Origin of the sequence: Bacillus sp. TH17, from assembly GCF_016651125.1 — a bacterium.
GTDB lineage: Bacteria > Bacillota > Bacilli > Bacillales > Bacillaceae_G > Bacillus_A > Bacillus_A mycoides.
This window is the reverse complement of record NZ_JAEKEN010000001.1, coordinates 2,751,354-2,771,080: the sequence shown is the minus strand read 5'-3', so window position 1 is coordinate 2,771,080 and position 19,727 is coordinate 2,751,354. Positions and strand designations below refer to the sequence as shown.

Below are 19,727 nucleotides of genomic sequence, written 5' to 3'. Positions count from 1 at the left end.
ACGAAGCGAACTTATTATTATGGAAATTACAATTTTTGTATATTAAAATAATGATAGGGAATAGATGAATTCATTCACTTCGGAGGTAGTTACTTGAACATTAACGAGAAGGCAATTGAAATGTTTGAACAAAATGAATATGTGGAAGCAATGGAACTGTTTCAACAAGCAGTACATGAATCTAGAGGTGTACAATCTCTTAATAATCTTGCTTGGATGTACTTTTATGAGGAAGAGAATGATGATAAAGCTCTGGAATTAATAAAAGAAGCTGTTAATTTGAATCCTTCCTCATACTTTCCTTATAACATCTTAGGGGAAATTTACATGAAACAAAAAAAGTGGGCAGAAGCGAAAGAAGCATTACAAAAATCTATTTCGATTCAACCATCCGATGAAGCATATCACAATGTAGCTGTAGCTCATTATAATCTTGGAGAGTTGGAAAAAGCTTCGGAATTTTTCTTGCGAGTTGCAGGGGATTCAGACATTATAATGTATAACTATGTAAAGTGTTTAATTGATTTAGGGCGAAAAACAGAAGCGAAAGAGAAGTTGGATGCTTTTAACAGGAAATCTGATGATTTTGTAGGAGAAATTAATGTAGCAGATTTATATGTTGAGTTGAATTGCTATAAAGAAGCAATTGAATGGTTCGAAAAGGGATACAAAGAATACTGGAAAAGTCCCAATTGGATTGGTAGATTTGTTTATGCTCTATATAAAGCTAATAATTTCCCCCGTATAAATGAAGTTATACGGGAATCTATCGAAGCGAAGGCAGCAGAAATAGAAGATGTTCAGAATGAAGAAGTAGAAGAAAATTGGACAGAAAACGATAAGAAAGAGTTAATTGAGGAATATATAGAAGAGAATAATTGTTATAAAAAAATGATAGAACGTATCAAATCTGGATATGTTCCAGGATTAGAATTTGAAACTGATTATATAGGGGCTTGCTATTTATTTGGTTGTAAAAGACATAATCATCTTGAATATGAAAAATAAAAAGATTCGACTGTCAAATATGATGGTCGAATTTTTTATTATAGGCTGCTTGTCTAAAGGTACCATCTCAATTGTAATGTGTTAAAGATGTTTCGTCTCATTACATAGGTATATATCCTCTTTAGAGCTCCCTTTTTTAATATTTAAAATATGGAGTGAAATAAAACCAATAAGTCCTATTCCGCCGAAAATAAGCCATGGTGTATACATTCCGTTTAAGTTGGATGTAAAAGATGTACCGGTATAATTACCGATGATAAAACCAAATGCGAGTGATAGTTGATAAAATCCGAAGTAAGTAGCTGTATATGATTCGTTACTGTAATTTGCAATAGCGATATCTGCGTTAGGTAATACGAGTGTTTCACCGATTGTAAATAAAATTACACAAATAAATAGCCAATATGGGTGTTGAAATAAAGGAATGAGTAAAAAGGAAATACTCATTAATAAAACACCGTATTTAATAATCGAAAGTGTGTTGTATTTATGAAATAGTTTTCGGAATAACACCATAAATATGACGCCTGTTATTGCATTTATCGTAATAACTAGTGTAGCAAGCTGGTTGCTATTACTAATGTTTTTCATATGAAGTGGAAGTGCGACGGTAAGCTGAGTAAACATAATATAGAAGAAAATCATAATAAATGAAAACAAAAGGAAAGATTTGTTTTGTAAGATAGCCTGTAGCCCTAATGTAATAGACGTGTTTTCAGTAGTGACTTGGAAGTGATTTTTAAGTAAGTAAAAGATAAAAGCGAATAACAGCATAAGAGATCCTGTTAGAGAAAAAGCATAGATTGGATCGAGTAAGAGTAAGAACCCTCCTGCAATTGGTCCGATTATTGCACCGCAATTAAAACTAAGGTTTAAATATGTAAATAAATTTTTTCTCATATGAGCTGGTTGTGAGCCGAATATGGCGCGCGCAGCAGGTTCGTAAAATGCAGTTCCGAAGCCAATAAGTGCAGAAGAAATAGAAATTGTATAGAAATCAGAGCATATTCCTAAAGCGATAAATCCGATTCCTCTTAAAAATAATCCGGCTATCATCATAATGATATAGCCTATTTTGTCAGCAATTAATCCTGAGAATAATGGGATAACTCGTGATGTGATTGTCATAACCGTCAACACTGTTCCTACTTGAACAGCAGAAAAATGAAGAAAGCTTAATAGATAAATAGCTAAAAATGCGTATACTGCAAAATACCCAAAAGACATAAAGAATGAAGAAATAAGCATGAAACGTATCGGTATTGAGAAACTTTTCATAGAACTCCTCCTAATATCGTAACCAGTAAAATTATTTAATGGTTAACTATTTTATATTATAATTATACATAAAGTCAGAAAAAAGTAAATTTTAAGAAGAAGGTGGATGGAATTGAATCAAAATGCACCAAATGAATTAGAATATATTCGGGAATTTTTAAATACATGGAAAATACCAAACGATACGAGAGAGCCAATTGATATGCTGCAAACAGAAGAGGATATAAAGCTTTTTATGAAAAAATATTTTCATAAAGAGGTTCCATTTCATACGATAGAGGAATTAAAAAGTTTTCGAGAAGATATTCGGTTAACGGTTGAAGGCGAAGGATCATTGCAAAAGTGGTTAGAGAAATACCCATTTCATGTACATGTAAAGGAAGATATGAAAGGTATTACATATGAGCCTGTGCACGAAGAGAATGTATATACAAAAGTATTAAGCGTTGTGTTAATGTCAATTCAAGAAAATTTGTGGGGGAGGTTAAAAGCATGCCCAGATTGTCGCTGGGTATTTTATGATCATTCGCGAAATGGAAGTAAAAGATGGTGCGGTATGTATGCTGGAGAAGAAGGAGGAAGAGCGTGCGGAACGATCGCGAAAGTGAAAAATTACCGGGCGAAGAGAAAAGGGAGATCGGGTTATAATGTTTAATTTATATTAGGGGAAGAAAATTGGATGGGGGAATGTAGAATATGAAAGGTACACAAATGTTAGCTTTAAATAAAAAGTGTTGGGATACAGTTGCACCTTATTTCTTTCAAGTGGATTGTTTACCGAAATATGGTCCATATACAGCGTCTGAAGATGAGATTCACTTGTTCGATTCAATCAGAAATAAAAAGGTTCTTGATATTGGATGTGGAAGTGGGCATTCGTTGCAATATATGGCAGAACATGGGGCAGAGGAAGTATGGGGTCTTGATCTTTCAAGTGAACAAATTAAAACAGCGAATGAAACGTTAAAGTGTTGCAATCCAAAGTTAATATGTGGAGCAATGGAAGAGGAAGTGGATATTCCGAAAGGGTATTTTGATATTGTATATTCCATCTATGCATTAGGATGGACTTCAGATTTAGGAAAAACGTTGGAACTGATTTATTCATATGTAAAGTCAGGAGGAAGTTTTATTTTTAGCTGGGAGCACCCAGTATATTCGAATTTACAGTATGGTACAGAAGAAATTGCTTTAAAGTCTTCTTATCATGAGGAAACTCCTATTACGTTTGAAACATTTAAAGGAGAAAATGTACAAGCGACATTATATAAGAAAAAAATAAGTACATACATAAATGAGTTAAATAGAGTGGGATTTACAATTGAGAGAATAGAAGAGCCTGAACCATCTAGCTCATTTGATGAAGAACTAGCTGAGCCGTCTACGAAATATTATTCTTTATATAAAGCTAGAATGGTGCCAACGACTTTTATTATTAAGGTGAGAAAGTAAAATGCTTTATAAAAAGAAGCCTATCATTTCAAATAAATGAAATGATAGGCTTCTTTATTTTTAAAAAAATGAGGTCAAAGATGTACTTTTAATATAAAAATGCATTTCATATAAAAAGTGTAATTATTTTGGGGAAGGGGGATTGTTGTGCGTCATCATAGAAAGTGCAAAAAATTTGGAGTGGCACTGCCTCTTCCGCTTGAAGGAGCAACAGGCCCAACTGGTAACGGTGGTCCAACAGGCCCAACTGGAGGGCATGAAGGTCCGGTCGGGCCTCCGGGAATCACTGGACCTAGAGGAGCAACGGGTCCACAAGGTCCTCAAGGGATACAAGGAATACAAGGTCCGCGAGGGACAACAGGAGCACAAGGAATACAAGGTGCCGTTGGTGATACTGGAGCGCAAGGGGTTACTGGTCCAATTGGTTTACAAGGTTCTCAAGGATTAATTGGAAACCAAGGTCCAATTGGTGATATTGGAGTACAAGGACTAGAAGGGATACAAGGAGTGCAAGGCCCTATTGGTAGTCAAGGCTTACAAGGCCCGCAAGGAATACAAGGAATTACTGGAGGGCAAGGACCGCAAGGTGATCAAGGGATACAAGGTGTCATTGGTCCAATTGGTTCTACTGGAATACAAGGATCACAAGGCATAAGTGGAATAAAGGGGATAACAGGTGTGATAGGCCCACAAGGTCCACAAGGTTCTCAAGGAATACAAGGAATAAGCGGATCAATAGGTTTTCAAGGGGTAAAAGGAGTACGAGGGATAACAGGAGCAACAGGGAGTATTGGTCCACAAGGCCCATCGGACCACCGGGTGGTCCGATGGGCACTACTGGTCCAATTGGTCCATCTAGTGGAGTGACTGGTCCATCTGGCCCACCCGGTCCACCTGGGGGACCAACAGGTCCAACGGGTGAAACTGGTGCACGGGGTGTAACAGGTGTGACTGGTGCAATAGGTATACAAGGAATACAAGGGATAACTGGTCCGAGTGGTCCTCAAGGTGTAATAGGTCCTCGAGGTTCCCAAGGTGTAGTTGGAGCAGTTGGAGTACAAGGTGCACAAGGTCCACAAGGTAACCAAGGAATAACAGGAGCAACCGGTGTAGAAGGTCCCATAGGTATACAAGGTCCGCAGGGAGAAATCGGTCCAACTGGTGCAGAAGGTCCTAAAGGAATGCAAGGTATACAAGGAGTAACTGGTCCAACAGGAGCACAAGGTATGCAAGGATTACAAGGCATAACTGGTTCCACTGGTACAACAGGAGTAGCTGGAGTACAAGGTCCACAAGGAATACGAGGAGAAACAGGAACAGCTGGAGCGCAAGGTATACAAGGTATACAAGGAATACGAGGGGAAACAGGAGCAGCTGGAGTACAAGGTATACAAGGAGTGCAAGGCGAATTAGGTCCAACTGGTCCAACAGGAAATACTGGTATACAAGGTATGCAAGGGGATTTAGGGAGTAGTGGTTTACAAGGTGTAACAGGTATACAAGGCATTCAGGGTCCGATTGGTCCAACCGGTCCAACAGGCTCTCAAGGAATTCAAGGTTTACAAGGGCCAATGGGACCAACAGGAGCAACTGGCGTTCAAGGTTTACAAGGGCCACAAGGTGAGATGGGTCTAACTGGTCCAACAGGTTCTCAGGGGATACAAGGAGTGCAAGGTGTAATAGGACCAACAGGAGTAACGGGCTTGCAAGGGGATCCAGGTCCAACAGGCTCAACAGGCTCAACTGGGGGAATCGGCCCAACTGGATCTGCAACTGGTCCAACAGGAGCAACCGGTCCAACCGGTCCGCCAGGAGGCCCAACCGGCCCAAGTGGTCCAGCAGGATCTCCAGGAGGTCCAACTGGTCCGACGGGAGCAACTGGGGCAACCGGAGTGACAGGAGCAACTGGGACGACTGGAATCCAAGGCGTACAAGGAGTAATTGGCCCAACCGGAGTAACAGGTTTAACAGGTTTGCAAGGAGTACAGGGACCAATGGGGGCAACCGGTCCAACGGGTGACCAAGGGATTCAAGGTCCACAAGGAGTAATGGGAGTAACTGGTCCAACGGGTTTACAGGGTTTACAAGGAGTACAAGGACCGATAGGAGCAACAGGCCAGGCAGGTCCACAAGGAGTGCAAGGGGCAAATAGGTCCAACTGGTCCTCAAGGAATACAAGGAATACAAGGTGAGCAAGGAGTAATGGGAGCAACCGGCCCAACAGGTTTACAGGGTCTACAAGGAATGCAAGGACCGATTGGTCCAACCAGTCCACAAGGAGTGCAAGGGATACAAGGGCCAAGTGGTATAACGGGTCCAACCGGTCCACAAGGAATTCAAGGAATTCAAGGAATTCAGGGACCGCAAGGAAGCATAGGTCCAACAGGTGCGACTGGAATTCAAGGAGTGCAAGGTCTAGAGGGTCCAACGGGTCCAACCGGTGCAACCGGTCCTCAAGGAATTCAGGGAATACAAGGGATACAAGGTCCAACAGGTTCACAGGGCATTCAAGGTATACAAGGAATTCAAGGTCCGATTGGTCCAACAGGCCCAACTGGACCTCAAGGTATACAAGGAATAACCGGATCAACCGGTTCAACCGGTCCAACAGGAGCAACTGGACCGACGGGAGTAACGGGTCCACAAGGAATCCAAGGTCCACAAGGGATAACGGGGCAGGCGGGAGCAACTGGATCGACGGGAGTAACAGGTCCACAAGGTCCACAAGGTCCACAAGGAATTCAAGGTCCACAAGGTGCGACGGGAGCAACCGGAGCAACCGGGGCAACTGGAGTAACAGGTTCTCAAGGAATTCAAGGAGTGCAAGGTCCACAAGGAGTGACCGGATCGACTGGAGCAACTGGATCGACTGGCTCAACAGGTGCGAATGGACCGACAGGGATACAAGGAATAAGAGGAGTAACCGGTGCAACCGGTTCAACCGGAGTAACGGGTCCAACTGGTGCTACAGGTTCAACTGGATCAACCGGTCCAACTGGATCGTCTGCAATATCAACAGGTGGCGGTTATTTCTTTTCTACCTCAACAAGTACAATTGCAGCAAATGCCAACATTCCAATTAATTCAGGATCCACTGTATATGGAACTGGTGTATCTTTAACTAGTGCTACAACTGTCACGGTATCCACACCAGGAATATATTTAGTAAGCTACTATTTCCAAGGGGACGCGAATGGTGGGAATGAGACTGTATCTGTTAGGTTACTATTAAATGGAACACAAATAACAGGGAGTTTTATACAAAATGTAACGACATCAACTGTAGTAATCGAACCAGCTATTTCAAATACACTTCTTGTGAATGTAGCGAGTGCAAATTCAACATTAGTATTACAAAATGGCCCGTTAGGTGTAGGGCATGTGACCACTATTGCAGGAACAATTACGGCAAGTTTAAATGTGGTGAGGATATTATAAAAAGTATAAGGAATATAAAAAACACAAGGAATGTCTTTACAGACACACCTTGTGTTTTTTAATATTAAATAAACATTTTCTTTATCTTTTCGGTTGAAAAATATGCTGAAAGAAGTATTTGTGATGTAAGTTATCTACAACTTTATTTGCTTGATATGTGCGGTGTTGTTCGAGTCGAAGTCTTTGCTCCATCATTTTTATTGCGTGATCTGATAAACGTAACATTGTACCAGTCTCCTTTTCTATAAATATAGTTTTCTGATTGATATCGATTCCATATTTATAACTAAGGAGGCAAAGTGTGTAACATAGGCAAAAAGCACCTTCCTCTCCCATTACGCTTACGAGGTTAGCTGTCGGACTCGGGAAGTGAGAGTTTCCCTACTTGAAAAAGATTCGCCCCAAGTAGCATAGCTACAAAAATGGTTCCCCCGCTCCAAAATTTGGACTCAGCAAAAGGTTGTATAAAGTAAAAAATAACATAAATAAATAATTAAGTCAAACTATTTTGTGTTTTCTGTCTTTTAAGTTGCGTAAGAATCATGCCATCAGGTAGTGTTGTATCTGTTACTTCAATGAAGCTGTGTTTTTTATATAATGCGAGAGCTGGAGTATTGGCTTTACCTGTTTGTACAATGTATGTCATTGAAGACGAGAACATGTTAAATATATAAAGTAGCAGTTTCGTTGCGATTCCTTTTTGAAAAAAATCGGGCGATACAACTAATCTGTGGATATCGATTAGTTCTTCTTCTTGTATAAAAGAAATAAAGCCGACGAGTTTATTTTCAGAGAAATATCCATAGAATGTTTCATCACAATTTTGAATATCGTTTACAGTATCATATAAACGAGGTATTGCAGTACTGTTTAAAAAGTCAGCTTCAATTTTATAAGCTGGAATTTGAACATTTAAAATGGATGATGCTACTTCATAAGAAGTGGGAAGTAATTTATGAATCATAGATAATAACACCTCCTTTAAATATGATATATTAATATAATTGATTTGTGGGTAAGTTTGACAATTTTTTCTTTTTTGCATATAATATATGTATCTCCATACATAAAATGTTCGTAGGTATATTTCTATAGTAGGATATGGTTAGCGTAGATAAATACGTAATCTTATATAAGAGTTTAGCTACTCTTGTATTTGATAATACAAACTATAATAGAAATGAGGGACTAAAAATGGGATGGATTATTACATTAATAGTTGGTGCTATTATAGGTATAATTGCTAGTTCTATAACGGGTAAAAATTTTCCAGCTGGTATGTTTGGAAATATAATTGCTGGTTTACTAGGAGCTTGGTTAGGTAGTAGATTATTTGGATCTTTTGGGCCATCGTTTGGTGGGATTCATGTCGTACCAGCATTATTAGGTGCAATTGTGTTAATTCTTATTGTATCATTTGTAGTAAAAGCTGCAAGAAAATAAAGGCTATTACTGATTGTTTTATAAAGCCCTTTTAGGGCTTTTCCTAATTAGAGAGGTGGTACACTTGGAGAAAGTAAATATAAGAAAAAGAGATAAGTTGAAAAAGTTTTTTAAAGAACAAAATTATTTAGCTGTACTACTTGGATTCGCGTTGCTGTTTGTAAATATATTATTACTTACAAAAATATCATTCGTCTTTACACCGTTCGTCGTATTTTTAAAAACAATCTTTTTCCCAGTATTATTAGCGGGAGTACTATTTTATATATTGCATCCATTCGTTTCTCTTTTAGAAAGAAAAGGTGTGTCGAGAATTGTGTCAATTGCCTCGATATATATAATTGTTCTTGGATTATTTGTTTTTCTTGCGGTCACGGTTATTCCAATTATTAAAGATCAAGTAAATGCTTTAATAGATAACTTGCCATATTTCGGGCATGAAATCGAAAGGGCAGCACGTAAATTTGGAGAAAGTAATGTAATTGGTAGAATGCAGGAAAGTTTAAATATTGATTTTGCTAATATCGTAAAAGATTCTACAATGAACTTTACAAAATCATTATCATCAGTAACAGGAAATGTAACTGGATTTTTAAGTACAATTACTGAAGTTGTTTTAACATTTGTAATGGTTCCATTTATTTTGTTCTATCTTTTAAAAGATGGTGAGCAATTACCGAATCATTTTTTAAAGTTTATATCTGAGCAAAGACAACCAGCTGCGAAGAGAATACTAGATGATATGCATTATGCGATTAGTTCGTATATTAGAGGGCAAATTATTGTTAGTTTATTTATCGGTATTATGCTATTAATCGGTTATCTTATTATTGGTATTAAATATGCGGTACTACTTGCTATTTTAGCGATGATTGTAAATATCGTTCCGTACGTAGGACCAATCATTGCAATTACACCAGCTTTAATTATCGCATTTATTGACTCGCCATCAATGGTGTTAAAAGTAATTATCGTTATGATGATTGTACAATTAGCAGAAGGTAAATTTATTTCTCCGCAAGTCATGGGGAAAAAGTTAGATATTCACCCTATTACTATTATATTTATCATTTTAACTGCGGGAAATTTATTTGGAATTATGGGGATTATTTTAGCAATTCCAGGGTATGCGATATTAAAAGTTTTAGTTACGCACGGTTATAGATTTGTGAAGTTGAATACGTGAAAAAAGAGCTAAAACAGTTTTATCTGTTTTAGCTCTTTTTTATTAATAATTGATTTGCGTATTGGCGTGCCCATTGATCAGCTTCTAATATATCATCGAGTGAAGGATCTTTTACGTTATGATGAGCTTCAACTGTATTGTAAATTGTTTTTTCGATATCGAAAAATGCAATTTCATTTTTAAGAAATAGTGCATTTGCAATTTCGTTCGCTGCATTTAATACGGCCGGAGTTGTACCGCCAATTTTTCCACATTCAAATGCATATTGTAGACAGGGGAACTTCTCTAAATTTGGTTTTTCAAAATGCAAACTACCAATTTCTAATAAATTTAATTTTTCATAGGATGAAGGTAGTCGAGTAGGGTAGTGAAACGCATATTGAATCGGCATTCTCATATCAGGAGCACCGAGCTGTGCCATGACTGATCCATCAATAAATTCCACTAAAGAGTGAATGATACTTTCTTTATGAATCATAACATCAATTTTTTCATAAGGAATATCGAATAGCCACTTAGCTTCCATCACTTCAAACCCTTTATTCATTAACGTGGCAGAATCTATCGTTAGTTTTGCGCCCATTAACCAGTTTGGGTGTTTTAAAGCATCCTTCGCTTGTAATATTTTCATTTCTTCACGTGTTTTATCACGAAAAGCGCCGCCAGAAGCTGTAACAATTAATTTTTCGATTTCCTTATTATTTTCCCCATTTAAACATTGGAAAATGGCTGAATGTTCACTATCAACTGGAATTAGGCGGCATCCGTTTTGTTTCGCTAGTTCGGTGACGATATGTCCAGCTGCAACTAAAGTTTCTTTGTTAGCGATAGCGATATCTTTCTTCGCCTTTAATGCTTCAATTGTTGGGAGTAAACCTGAAACACCGACAACTGAACTTAATACAAGATTTGTATCAGGATGGGTAGATACTTCAAGTAAACCATCAGTTCCATATGTAATTTTTGTATTTGTTGAAATACGAGAACGTAATGTATCCGCTAATTCTTTTGTCGCTACGCTTACAATACGAGGCTGAAACGATTCGATTTGTTTTTCGAGAAGATCGATATTATAATTCGCGGTTAAACCGACGATTTTAAAATGTTCAGGATGAGCGGAAACGACATCTAATGCAGATGTGCCAATGGATCCTGTTGAACCTAAAATGGATATATATTTTACCATGAAAAAACCTCCAAAGTTGTTTCGAGTATTTCTGCAAACCTATATACTATTAGACAATTAAGGTGGAAATTCCTGCTATATAAAACGGGAAATTTAGGTTTATTTGAAAGTTAAATGTGATAAACTGTAAAAAAAACCCTAAAAGCAATGAAAGAGAAGAGTACATATTCAAAACTTTTCAGAGAGCTGATATTTGGTGGGAATCAGTAAGTGATGAATATGGAATGGGCTCTGGAGCTTCTAGCTGAAATGAGTAGGCGAAGACGGTTACTTCACGTTAAGAAGTTGAAGTGAGCTATAATATAGCTAATTAAGGTGGTACCGCGGGAGTCTCTCGTCCTTTTTTTAGGATGAGGGGCTCTTTTTATTTTGAGAAAGGAGGAGTTAGGATGAGCGAGAAAATTATGTTAACAGGAATTAAGCCGACAGGTTATCCGCATTTAGGAAATTATATTGGTGCGATTAAACCTGCATTACAAATGTCAAAAAGCAAAGAAGGAAAAGCATTGTACTTTATAGCTGATTATCATGCGTTAAATGCAGTGCATGATCCAGAGAAGTTCAGTAGTTATACGAAAGAGGTAGCTGCTACTTGGTTATCACTTGGACTTAGCGAAGATGTTATTTTTTATCGACAAACGGAAGTGCCGGAAATTCTAGAATTAGCTTGGATATTAGCTTGTCTAACTCCGAAAGGGCTTATGAACCGTGCCCATGCGTATAAGGCGAAGGTAGAGCAAAATAAAGAAGCGGGATTAGAAATTGATGCAGGTGTGAATATGGGATTATATACGTATCCGATTTTAATGGCAGCTGACATATTACTATTTCAAGCTACTCATGTACCAGTTGGAAAAGACCAAATTCAGCATATTGAAATTGCGCGTGATATTGCGACGTATTTTAATCATACATTCGGCACGACATTTACACTTCCGGAGTATGTCATACAAGAAGAAGGTGCAATATTACCTGGTCTTGATGGAAGAAAAATGAGTAAAAGTTACGGAAATGTGATCCCGTTATTTGCAGAGCAAGAAAAGCTACGAAAGTTAATATTTAAAATCAAAACCGATTCTTCACTTCCAAATGAACCGAAAGAATTGGAAACGTTATTTATGATTTATAAAGAGTTTGCGGCAGAAGATGAAATGCATTCAATGCGTGAAAAGTATGAAACTGGCATTGGATGGGGCGATGTGAAAAAAGAGTTGTTTCGCGTTGTAGACCGCGAATTAACCGGACCTCGTGAGAAATACGGTATGTATATGAATGAGCCAAATTTATTATACGAAGCGTTAGAAAAAGGGGCCGAGCGGGCAAGAGGAATTGCGAAGGTAAATTTAGCGGAAATTAAAAAACGGATTGGATTTGAGAGGGAACGCTGAGCGTTCCCTTGTTTTTTTATAAAAAAATCGAACGAAATTTAAATTTGTTACCAATATAGAGTGAGGGAGGGATAGAAATGGTTACAATTCTCGAATTAAAAATGTTGCTAGTTCAAATAGGAACAGAAATTGTACCACCTAGTAATTTGAAAGAAAAAATTTTAATTCAGGTTAATTTGGTGGAGGGAATAAAACTTAATAATGTTGAGGTGAATAATGATGAGTGAAGTTGTGTTAGCAGTTCAAGATTTAAGTAAAACATATGAGAGTGTAGATACAAATGTTAGGGCGTTACAAAATGTATCTTTGGAGTTAAATAAAGGAGAACTCCTTGCCATAATGGGGACGAGTGGATCTGGGAAGAGTACATTACTTAACATACTTGGTGCTTTAGACAAGCCTGATGAGGGAGTTGTATATGTAAATGGTGAAGTGCCTAACAATATGTTTGTTGAACCATATGCGACGGAATACAGGCGGGATAACATAGGATTTATTTTTCAGTCATTCCATTTATTAAAGGATTTATCTGTAGAAGAAAATATTGCATTACCCCTCATATTATCAGCTGATTCAGAAGAGGAGATACGAGAAAAAGCAAATAAAATATTAGATGTTCTTGGTTTAGTAAATTGGAGAAATCATCGACCAGTTCAGCTTTCTGGGGGACAACAACAACGTGTTGCAATTGGTAGGGCGTTAATAACATCTCCTCCAATTGTTCTTGCAGATGAACCTACTGGAAATTTAGATTTCAATACGTCTAATGATATTTTACGAGTACTAGTCGATATGAAACAAAGATTCAATCAAAGTATGATTCTTGTTACTCATGATCCTCACATTGCTACGTATGCAGATCGGGTTCTCTTCTTTCATGATGGAGAAAATGTTGATGATTATACGTGTACTCATGGAGTAAATGATATGAATATCATTTTAGATAAATTTAAAAAATTACTGGAGAAATCAAAATGATAAAATCAGTACGAGGATTAAGTTTACGCTTTTTTAAGACGAATAAATTCACTGCTATTTCCTCTATAGTTAGCGTTATGTTGGCTGTTTCTCTAATTATTACGATGGTTGTATTTTCGAGTCATGCGAAACAGTCTGTTATAAATGAAGTGAAAAATGTATATGGAGATATGGATTTATCAGTTGGATATAACCCTGATCAAAATAAGTTGATGGATAAATCTTTACTACAAAATATTAAAGAACAAAAAAATATTGAATACATATCAAAAGTATTAGTAAATCATTTGCAAGTGAATAAATTGAATACCGCTATTTATACAGTAGGTGTTCAAAATGATTCGTTATCGAAAAGTCGATATCACTTCTCTAAAAATCTATCAAATGAAGAAGTAACATTAAATCATGGATTAGCAGAAACTCTACAAGTAAACGTTGGGGAAAAGATTGAAATAGAAAATAAATCCTATGTAGTAAAAGAAGTGTTATCTGATATAGAAGCTGGAGGTTCAGCTCCAGATATACTCGTTTTATCGAAAGGTACGGTGAAACAGCACGTATATGAAAAAACGGGTAAACACAATGAAGCTACTTATGTGTTGATAAAAGCAAAAGCGAATGCGGATGTACTAGCTTTGTCTAATCAAATTCATAAAATAGACAAAGAATTAAGAATCGATATTGCGGAGGAAGACGAGTTTTTAAAAAGTAACTTAGCGTCATTACATATTTTTATAGTTATTTTATCTGTATTAATACTTATTATTACTTCATTATTATTAATGTCTAATTTTGAAGTGTTTTTATATAAATATAAAAGTCAATTTGCGATTATGCGATCAATGGGAGCAACAACGAAACAAATGTTTACAGTTATATTCATTCAATGTAGTGTAATTAATTTCTTTGGTGGAATATTTGGTTTGTTACTAGCTGTAATAAGTAACCGTTTTTTACAAAGTTGGCTAGAGCATTTATTTGCTTTTCAAATTAATTCGATGAGTTTCGACTATAAACTAGCAATTGTAACTGTGATTTGTAGTATCTTTTTTATTGAACTGTTTATGTTATATCCGTCATATAGAAGTTCGAAAATATTGCCAGTAAAGCTTATGCGCGAAAATGAAGAATCCGATTTTTCTAATAATAAAACACGCAGTATTATGGGGAAATTCCTTTTAATTAGTAGCATAGTTTTAACTGCTTTAGGTGGATTTGTAGCAAATACTGGAGATACGCAGGCGATAGTGATATTAATAGGATCTATATTTCTTGTTTTAGGAGTGTATGTTTTATTTCCTATTTATCTTTCTTGGATATTAAAATTATGTCTAACTATGATGAAAAAAATATTTGGAAGGAATACATTTGTTGCTATTAAAAATGTAATTCCACAAGTGAGAAAAAATACATTTGTTATCTTAATGATAAGTACAATGATGGTGATAGTTGTCTTCGGCTCCACTATATTTAAAACGATGCAAAAAAATAATGAAAGATATTTAAAACGAGAATTTCCAACACATATTGTTGTGGAAAATCGTTTGACTAATGATTCAACCATTACCTTACCTCATATACAAAACATATTTAAAGAAATAAGTAGTGTAAAAGGAGCTAGTACAATTAGTACGAACTCACTGGCAGAATTAAAACAAGGTGAAAATTATATTACTTTTGACTATAATTTAGGTGATTTAAAGGAAATGGAAAAGCAAGGATTACTGTCAGAAGTACCTGCAAATTTGGAGAATAGTATAATTGTTACAAAAGAGTTAGCGGAGCGGTATAAACTTCATGTAGGTGATATCGTTCAATTGGGTCTATTTTCAGAACAGGAACAAAAAGTTAGACCGACTAGTAAGGTAGAAATCGGATTAATTGTTAACGAGCTACCGAATTCTCCTTCAGTACTTATGGATTGGAGTAATGTAACATATAAACAAGATTATACAGTTTTTGAGCGGGCATTTATTAGTTCAAATAACGAGAGAGAGACGTTGGAGCAATTAAAGAAAGTGAAAGGTCAATATCCACAATTAAAAATAAGTAGTTATACTCAATCGTTAAAACAATCTAATTTAATGTTTCAGCAAAGGTGGTCCATTTTCATCGTTGTTATTGTAGTAATTTTGTTTAGTGTAACATTAGGGGTATGTAATACACTTATAAATAATATTCAATCTAAAAGAAAAGAGTATGCTATTTTACGAGCAATAACAGTTAAGAAAAAAGGGATTGTACAAATTATTTTGACGCAAGTTAATTTATATGTACTTATTGGAATCGTACTAGGTGCTGTTATAGGAGCATTATTAACCTATATGGTAAGTATAATAGATCGTACACCTTTATTTTTTGATTTCAAACTTATCGTAACGGTAATAGCGGGGATGTTCGGAATAGTCCTTATTATTTTTATACCTTTTGCTAATAGAATAGGGAAAAGGGACATTGTAGAAGAGTTAAATAAGGATAATAAATAAAAGAGGTTAACCCAAGTTGCTATTCAGCTACTTTTGGGTCAATCTCTTTTTATTAACAATTGATTTGAATATTGGTGTGCTCATTAATAAATGTATAGTATAGCCCCTAAAGGAGAGGGTTTCATATGATGATGAGTCTCAATGGTTTTAATGAAAAACAATGGATCAATCATTATATTAGTTAAATGCCACCAAGTAATATCATTAGGTGAAGTAAGGAGTTCACATTTCCTTTCAAAACTTATTAGTTGCACATATTAAAAAATATGCTAATATAGGGATACTTATTAAACTGGTTTAATAAGTATAATTAAAGTCACTTATTAAAGTTGTTTAATAAGTGTAATTCATTCTATAACAAAGGAGATGATTGTATGAGAACAGAGAAAGAAAAGATGTTAGCGGGAGAAATGTATATTGCGGATGACGAAGAATTAGTGGCTGATAGGGTGAAGGCAAAATGTTTAACACGCCTTTATAACGAGGCGATGGAGACAGGAGATGAACAACGTTTTACGATATTAAATCAGCTTTTAGGTTCTTCAGCTGATGGGAAAGCCCAAATTAATCCTGATTTTCGTTGTGATTACGGCTACAATATCCATGTTGGAAAGAGCTTTTTCGCAAATTTTAATTGTGTGATTTTGGACGTTTGTGAAGTGCGAATCGGTGATAATTGTATGTTTGCACCAGGTGTTCACATTTATACTGCTACGCATCCGTTGCATCCGGTAGAGCGGAACTCTGGCAAAGAATATGGAAAGCCAGTAAAGGTAGGTAACAATGTTTGGGTTGGCGGGGGAGCTATTATTAACCCTGGTATTTCAATTGGAGACAACGCTGTAATTGCTTCAGGGGCAGTTGTGACAAAAGATGTACCTAATAATGTAGTAGTTGGTGGTAATCCAGCTAAAGTTATTAAAACGATAGAAGAATAAAGGGCGTTTTCAACAGTTCGTAAATTATCGTATAGACAATGTGAAAGGTGTTTCATATTGAGAAATATAGTGCGGACAATTATACAAAGACATTACTTGCTTCTCGAAATGCTCTTTTTCTCTTATTTGCTTTGCCAGGTGTCGCGTTTGCTACATGGATTTCAAGAACAGCAGCTACTCGAGATATTTTAGCAGTGTCAAATGCAGAAATGGGCTGGATTTTGTTCGGACTATCTGTCGGTTCAATAATTGGTTTACTGAGTGCAAGCCGCTTTATTGACTGTAAGGGAGCTAGAGACGTTATTATAGGCAGTATGTTTTTTATGATTGTTGGATTGATTTGTTTAGGTTTAAATATTTATTTTGTTTCTAGCATTGGTGCTTTTAGTAGCTTACTAGTATTTGGAGTAGGATACGGATTGGCGGAAGTCGCATTAAATGTAGAAGGTTCTTCCATTGAGCAGAAATTAGGAACAACTCTTCTTCCGAAATTCCATGGCTTTTTTAGTGTAGGAACTTTAGTAGGCGCGCTCAGTGGTTCTGTCGCAGCGTCGCTTCACATCCCGATTCAGTATCAGTTTCTTGCGATTTCGGTCGTGTTTGTATTACTTGTATGTATGGTGTATCGTTTTCTTCCGCATGGAACAGGAAAGAAGGAGAAATCGCGGAACAAAAGGAGAGAGAAGCATACGACCTTACGTATGGAAAAAAAGGTGTTTTTAATTGGTCTTTTTGTACTTGGAATGGCATTTGCAGAAGGTAGTGCAAATGATTGGCTACCTATCGTGATGGTAGATGGACATGAGCAAAGTATAGTGGCAGGTTCTATTATGTACACAATTTTTGTATTAGCAATGACGTTAACTCGTATGTGTAGCAGCTATTTCCTTGATCGATTCGGTCGTGTCGCTGTCGTACGTGCCACTATTATGATGGCGATTCTAGGAATTTCAATCGTAATATTTGGGAGTAATTCGTATTTTCTAGCATTTGGTGTAGTACTGTGGGGGATTGGTGCAGCGCTAGGTTTCCCAATTGGTCTGTCAGCTGCTGGGGATGACCGTGAAAATGCGACTTCTAATGTTGCTGCAGTTTCTATCATTGGTTATACAGCCTTTTTAGTCGGACCACCATTTTTAGGGATACTTGGAGAAGCATTTGGAATACGTAATGCCTTGCTAGCTGTTTTATTATTTGTTCTTTTGTCTGGAATTGTATCATCTGTTACGAGAGAGAATACAGCGAGCTAAATAACAATTGCATGCATCCTAAATATATCATCTTTATTGCTTTAGAAAATGATGTATGATATATTGTCAACGCAACTTATTAAAAGGCTTTAATAAGTATGTTGATTAAGGTGGTGAGCGATTTGAGTGAACAATTTGTTACTCAAAAATCGATTAAAGAGACGATCCTTCGCGGCATTCGTACAGCTCTTCTAGAGCAAGGAAGTGCAACGAAAGTTGAACTTAGTAATACATTAGAAATTAGTTTTCCAACGATAAGTAAATTTATAGAAAATATGAAACAAGACGGTGAAGTCACTTTAGTCGGTTTAGATGATTCAAGTGGCGGAAGAAGAGCGAAACGATATGCGTATAATCCGGAATATATGTTAGGTTTAGCGATATTTTTAGAAAAAAATGAGACAAACTATACAATTTTCAACTGTTTAGGGGAAGTAAAAGAACAAGGAAGTACTTCAAGTGTATTGATGGATACGGGCGTACATTTATTAACAGAACATATAGAAAGTCTTATAGCTACATTTCCGAAAATCAGCTCTATATCAATTGGTGTGCCTGGTTCGGTTGATAATGGTCGTATTTTCTATATTCCTGGTTATGAAAAGTTCCAAAACTTTAATTTAAAAAGTCACTTGGAGGATCTGTTTTCAATACCTGTAGTAATAGAAAATGATATGAATGCCGCAGTGCTTGGTTATTATAAAGGCACTGGAAATAACGACAATTCATCTCTTGTGTATTTGTATTCAGGTCAAAATGGCCCAGGGGCAGGGATTATGATAAATGGAGATGTAGTGCGAGGAAGCACCTTTTTCTCAGGAGAGATATCTTTCGTTCCGCAGTACGATAATAAAAATTTCTTACAAGCTTTAAGAAGTGAAGACGAAGTTAACGATGCAAATAATCCAGAAAAATATAATATAGATGCTATTACTCGTTTAATAGCTACATGTGTAGCTATTATTAACCCGCATGCGTTTATCTTCTGTGATGATGAAGTGAATCAATTCGTAATAGAGCAAATTGTAAAAAGTTGTCCGCAGTACATTCCAGAAGAACATATTCCGAAAATAACAGTGAGTAATTGGAAAGAAGATTATTTATTTGGGTTAAAAAGCCTTGGGCTTGATCTTATGATTACTAGAACAAATAAAGAAAATTAAATGTGCTGGCAATGAAGCATCCAATTGTCGGTTGAATAACATAAAAGAAAAGGTGTCGATTATGAAAATTGAACATGTAGCAATTTGGGTGAATGATTTAGAAGGAATGCGTGATTTCTATAAACAGTACTTCGGTGGTGAAGAAAATAGCTTATATCACAATCCGAAAAAGCAGTTTGAATCTTATTTTATAACTTTTGAAGGTGGAGCACGTTTAGAACTTATGAGGCAAGTAGGGATAGACGATAATACACAAACACAAACAATAGGATATGCGCATATTGCTTTTTCTGTAGGTAGTAAAGAAAAAGTGAATGAATTAACTAATACATTAAGAGAAGCAGGATCCCCTGTGTTAAACGGCCCACGTACTACAGGGGATGGTTACTATGAAAGTGTAGTAAGTGATCCTGAAGGAAACCAGATTGAGATAACAATCTAACTATTAAGGGGATAATTAGGATTTACAGTGAAATAAAACAACCTCATTTCTCGTTATAATAACGGGAAATGAGGTTGTTTTAATATGTAAT

At 36.4% G+C, this 19,727-nt stretch carries 17 protein-coding genes, 1 pseudogene, 1 riboswitch and 1 other annotated feature; of the genes and pseudogenes, 14 read left to right on the top strand and 4 right to left on the bottom strand.

Features of this window, described 5'->3' with window-relative positions; translation table 11 throughout:
* The first annotated feature begins 93 nt into the window (after positions 1–93).
* On the top strand, positions 94–1,008 hold the full coding sequence (locus JFT95_RS14110) for a tetratricopeptide repeat protein (protein ID WP_088039843.1): 915 nt from the start codon (positions 94–96) through the stop codon (positions 1,006–1,008).
* A gap of 81 nt (positions 1,009–1,089) precedes the next feature.
* Here the strand turns inward: JFT95_RS14110 and JFT95_RS14105 are convergent, their stop codons facing one another.
* Entirely contained in the window at positions 1,090–2,286 is a 1,197-nt protein-coding gene (locus JFT95_RS14105; protein ID WP_088293866.1) for an MDR family MFS transporter, read from the bottom strand.
* 112 nt (positions 2,287–2,398) lie between these two features.
* On the opposite strand from JFT95_RS14105, the gene JFT95_RS14100 reads away from it, so the two are divergent.
* The 3 genes and pseudogenes from JFT95_RS14100 to JFT95_RS29605 all read left to right on the top strand — a co-directional run bounded on the left by JFT95_RS14100 (position 2,399) and on the right by JFT95_RS29605 (position 7,176).
* Positions 2,399–2,941 (top strand): CGNR zinc finger domain-containing protein, encoded by a 543-nt coding sequence (locus JFT95_RS14100; protein WP_201052592.1) that lies wholly within the window; start codon positions 2,399–2,401, stop codon positions 2,939–2,941.
* Positions 2,942–2,982: 41 nt separating this feature from the next.
* On the top strand, positions 2,983–3,738 hold the full coding sequence (locus JFT95_RS14095; RefSeq protein ID WP_201052590.1) for a class I SAM-dependent methyltransferase: 756 nt from the start codon (positions 2,983–2,985) through the stop codon (positions 3,736–3,738).
* Positions 3,739–3,885: 147 nt separating this feature from the next.
* Positions 3,886–7,176, top strand: a pseudogene (locus tag JFT95_RS29605) (collagen-like protein).
* An 81-nt stretch (positions 7,177–7,257) separates the two neighbouring features.
* Here the strand turns inward: JFT95_RS29605 and JFT95_RS14075 are convergent.
* On the bottom strand, positions 7,258–7,401 hold the full coding sequence (locus JFT95_RS14075; protein WP_000945246.1) for a hypothetical protein: 144 nt from the start codon (positions 7,399–7,401) through the stop codon (positions 7,258–7,260).
* Between the two features lie 97 nt (positions 7,402–7,498).
* Positions 7,499–7,641, bottom strand: a riboswitch (cyclic di-AMP (ydaO/yuaA leader).
* Positions 7,642–7,669: 28 nt separating this feature from the next.
* Entirely contained in the window at positions 7,670–8,140 is a 471-nt protein-coding gene (locus JFT95_RS14070) for a GNAT family N-acetyltransferase (protein WP_016100973.1), read from the bottom strand.
* A 230-nt stretch (positions 8,141–8,370) separates the two neighbouring features.
* Between JFT95_RS14070 and JFT95_RS14065 the strand changes: the two genes are divergently transcribed.
* Both JFT95_RS14065 and JFT95_RS14060 read left to right on the top strand, forming a co-directional pair.
* Entirely contained in the window at positions 8,371–8,619 is a 249-nt protein-coding gene (locus tag JFT95_RS14065; protein WP_002033357.1) for a GlsB/YeaQ/YmgE family stress response membrane protein, read from the top strand.
* Positions 8,620–8,683: 64 nt separating this feature from the next.
* A complete protein-coding gene (locus JFT95_RS14060; protein WP_002033358.1) occupies positions 8,684–9,805 on the top strand; it encodes an AI-2E family transporter in 1,122 nt (373 codons plus the stop codon).
* Between the two features lie 28 nt (positions 9,806–9,833).
* On the opposite strand, the gene JFT95_RS14055 is transcribed toward JFT95_RS14060, so the two are convergent.
* The gene (locus JFT95_RS14055; protein WP_201052588.1) at positions 9,834–10,991 is read right to left on the bottom strand and encodes a 1-deoxy-D-xylulose-5-phosphate reductoisomerase; all 1,158 of its coding nucleotides are present in this window, start codon (positions 10,989–10,991) and stop codon (positions 9,834–9,836) included.
* Between the two features lie 138 nt (positions 10,992–11,129).
* Positions 11,130–11,336, top strand: a binding site (T-box leader).
* Positions 11,337–11,341: 5 nt separating this feature from the next.
* On the opposite strand from JFT95_RS14055, the gene JFT95_RS14050 reads away from it, so the two are divergent.
* From JFT95_RS14050 to JFT95_RS14015, 8 genes are all read left to right on the top strand, one after another.
* A complete protein-coding gene (locus tag JFT95_RS14050; RefSeq protein WP_201052586.1) occupies positions 11,342–12,379 on the top strand; it encodes a tryptophan--tRNA ligase in 1,038 nt (345 codons plus the stop codon).
* Positions 12,380–12,456: 77 nt separating this feature from the next.
* Complete coding sequence (locus tag JFT95_RS14045; protein ID WP_000256359.1) at positions 12,457–12,606, top strand: hypothetical protein; 150 nt, start codon at positions 12,457–12,459, stop codon at positions 12,604–12,606.
* Positions 12,599–13,357, top strand: coding sequence for an ABC transporter ATP-binding protein (locus JFT95_RS14040; RefSeq protein WP_201052584.1), 759 nt, complete (start codon positions 12,599–12,601; stop codon positions 13,355–13,357). Before JFT95_RS14045 ends, JFT95_RS14040 begins: the two co-directional genes overlap by 8 nt.
* Positions 13,354–15,843 carry an FtsX-like permease family protein gene (locus JFT95_RS14035; protein ID WP_201052583.1) on the top strand — a complete coding sequence of 830 codons (2,490 nt, stop codon included), beginning with the start codon at positions 13,354–13,356 and terminating at the stop codon, positions 15,841–15,843. The genes JFT95_RS14040 and JFT95_RS14035 overlap by 4 nt, the downstream gene beginning before the upstream one ends.
* A gap of 374 nt (positions 15,844–16,217) precedes the next feature.
* Positions 16,218–16,781 (top strand): maltose acetyltransferase domain-containing protein, encoded by a 564-nt coding sequence (locus tag JFT95_RS14030; protein WP_201052582.1) that lies wholly within the window; start codon positions 16,218–16,220, stop codon positions 16,779–16,781.
* Positions 16,782–16,837: 56 nt separating this feature from the next.
* The gene (locus tag JFT95_RS14025; RefSeq protein ID WP_201053658.1) at positions 16,838–18,031 is read left to right on the top strand and encodes an MFS transporter; all 1,194 of its coding nucleotides are present in this window, start codon (positions 16,838–16,840) and stop codon (positions 18,029–18,031) included.
* Between the two features lie 122 nt (positions 18,032–18,153).
* Positions 18,154–19,194 (top strand): ROK family transcriptional regulator, encoded by a 1,041-nt coding sequence (locus JFT95_RS14020; RefSeq protein ID WP_201052581.1) that lies wholly within the window; start codon positions 18,154–18,156, stop codon positions 19,192–19,194.
* Between the two features lie 61 nt (positions 19,195–19,255).
* Entirely contained in the window at positions 19,256–19,636 is a 381-nt protein-coding gene (locus tag JFT95_RS14015) for a VOC family protein (protein ID WP_078185434.1), read from the top strand.
* Positions 19,637–19,727 lie beyond the last annotated feature (91 nt).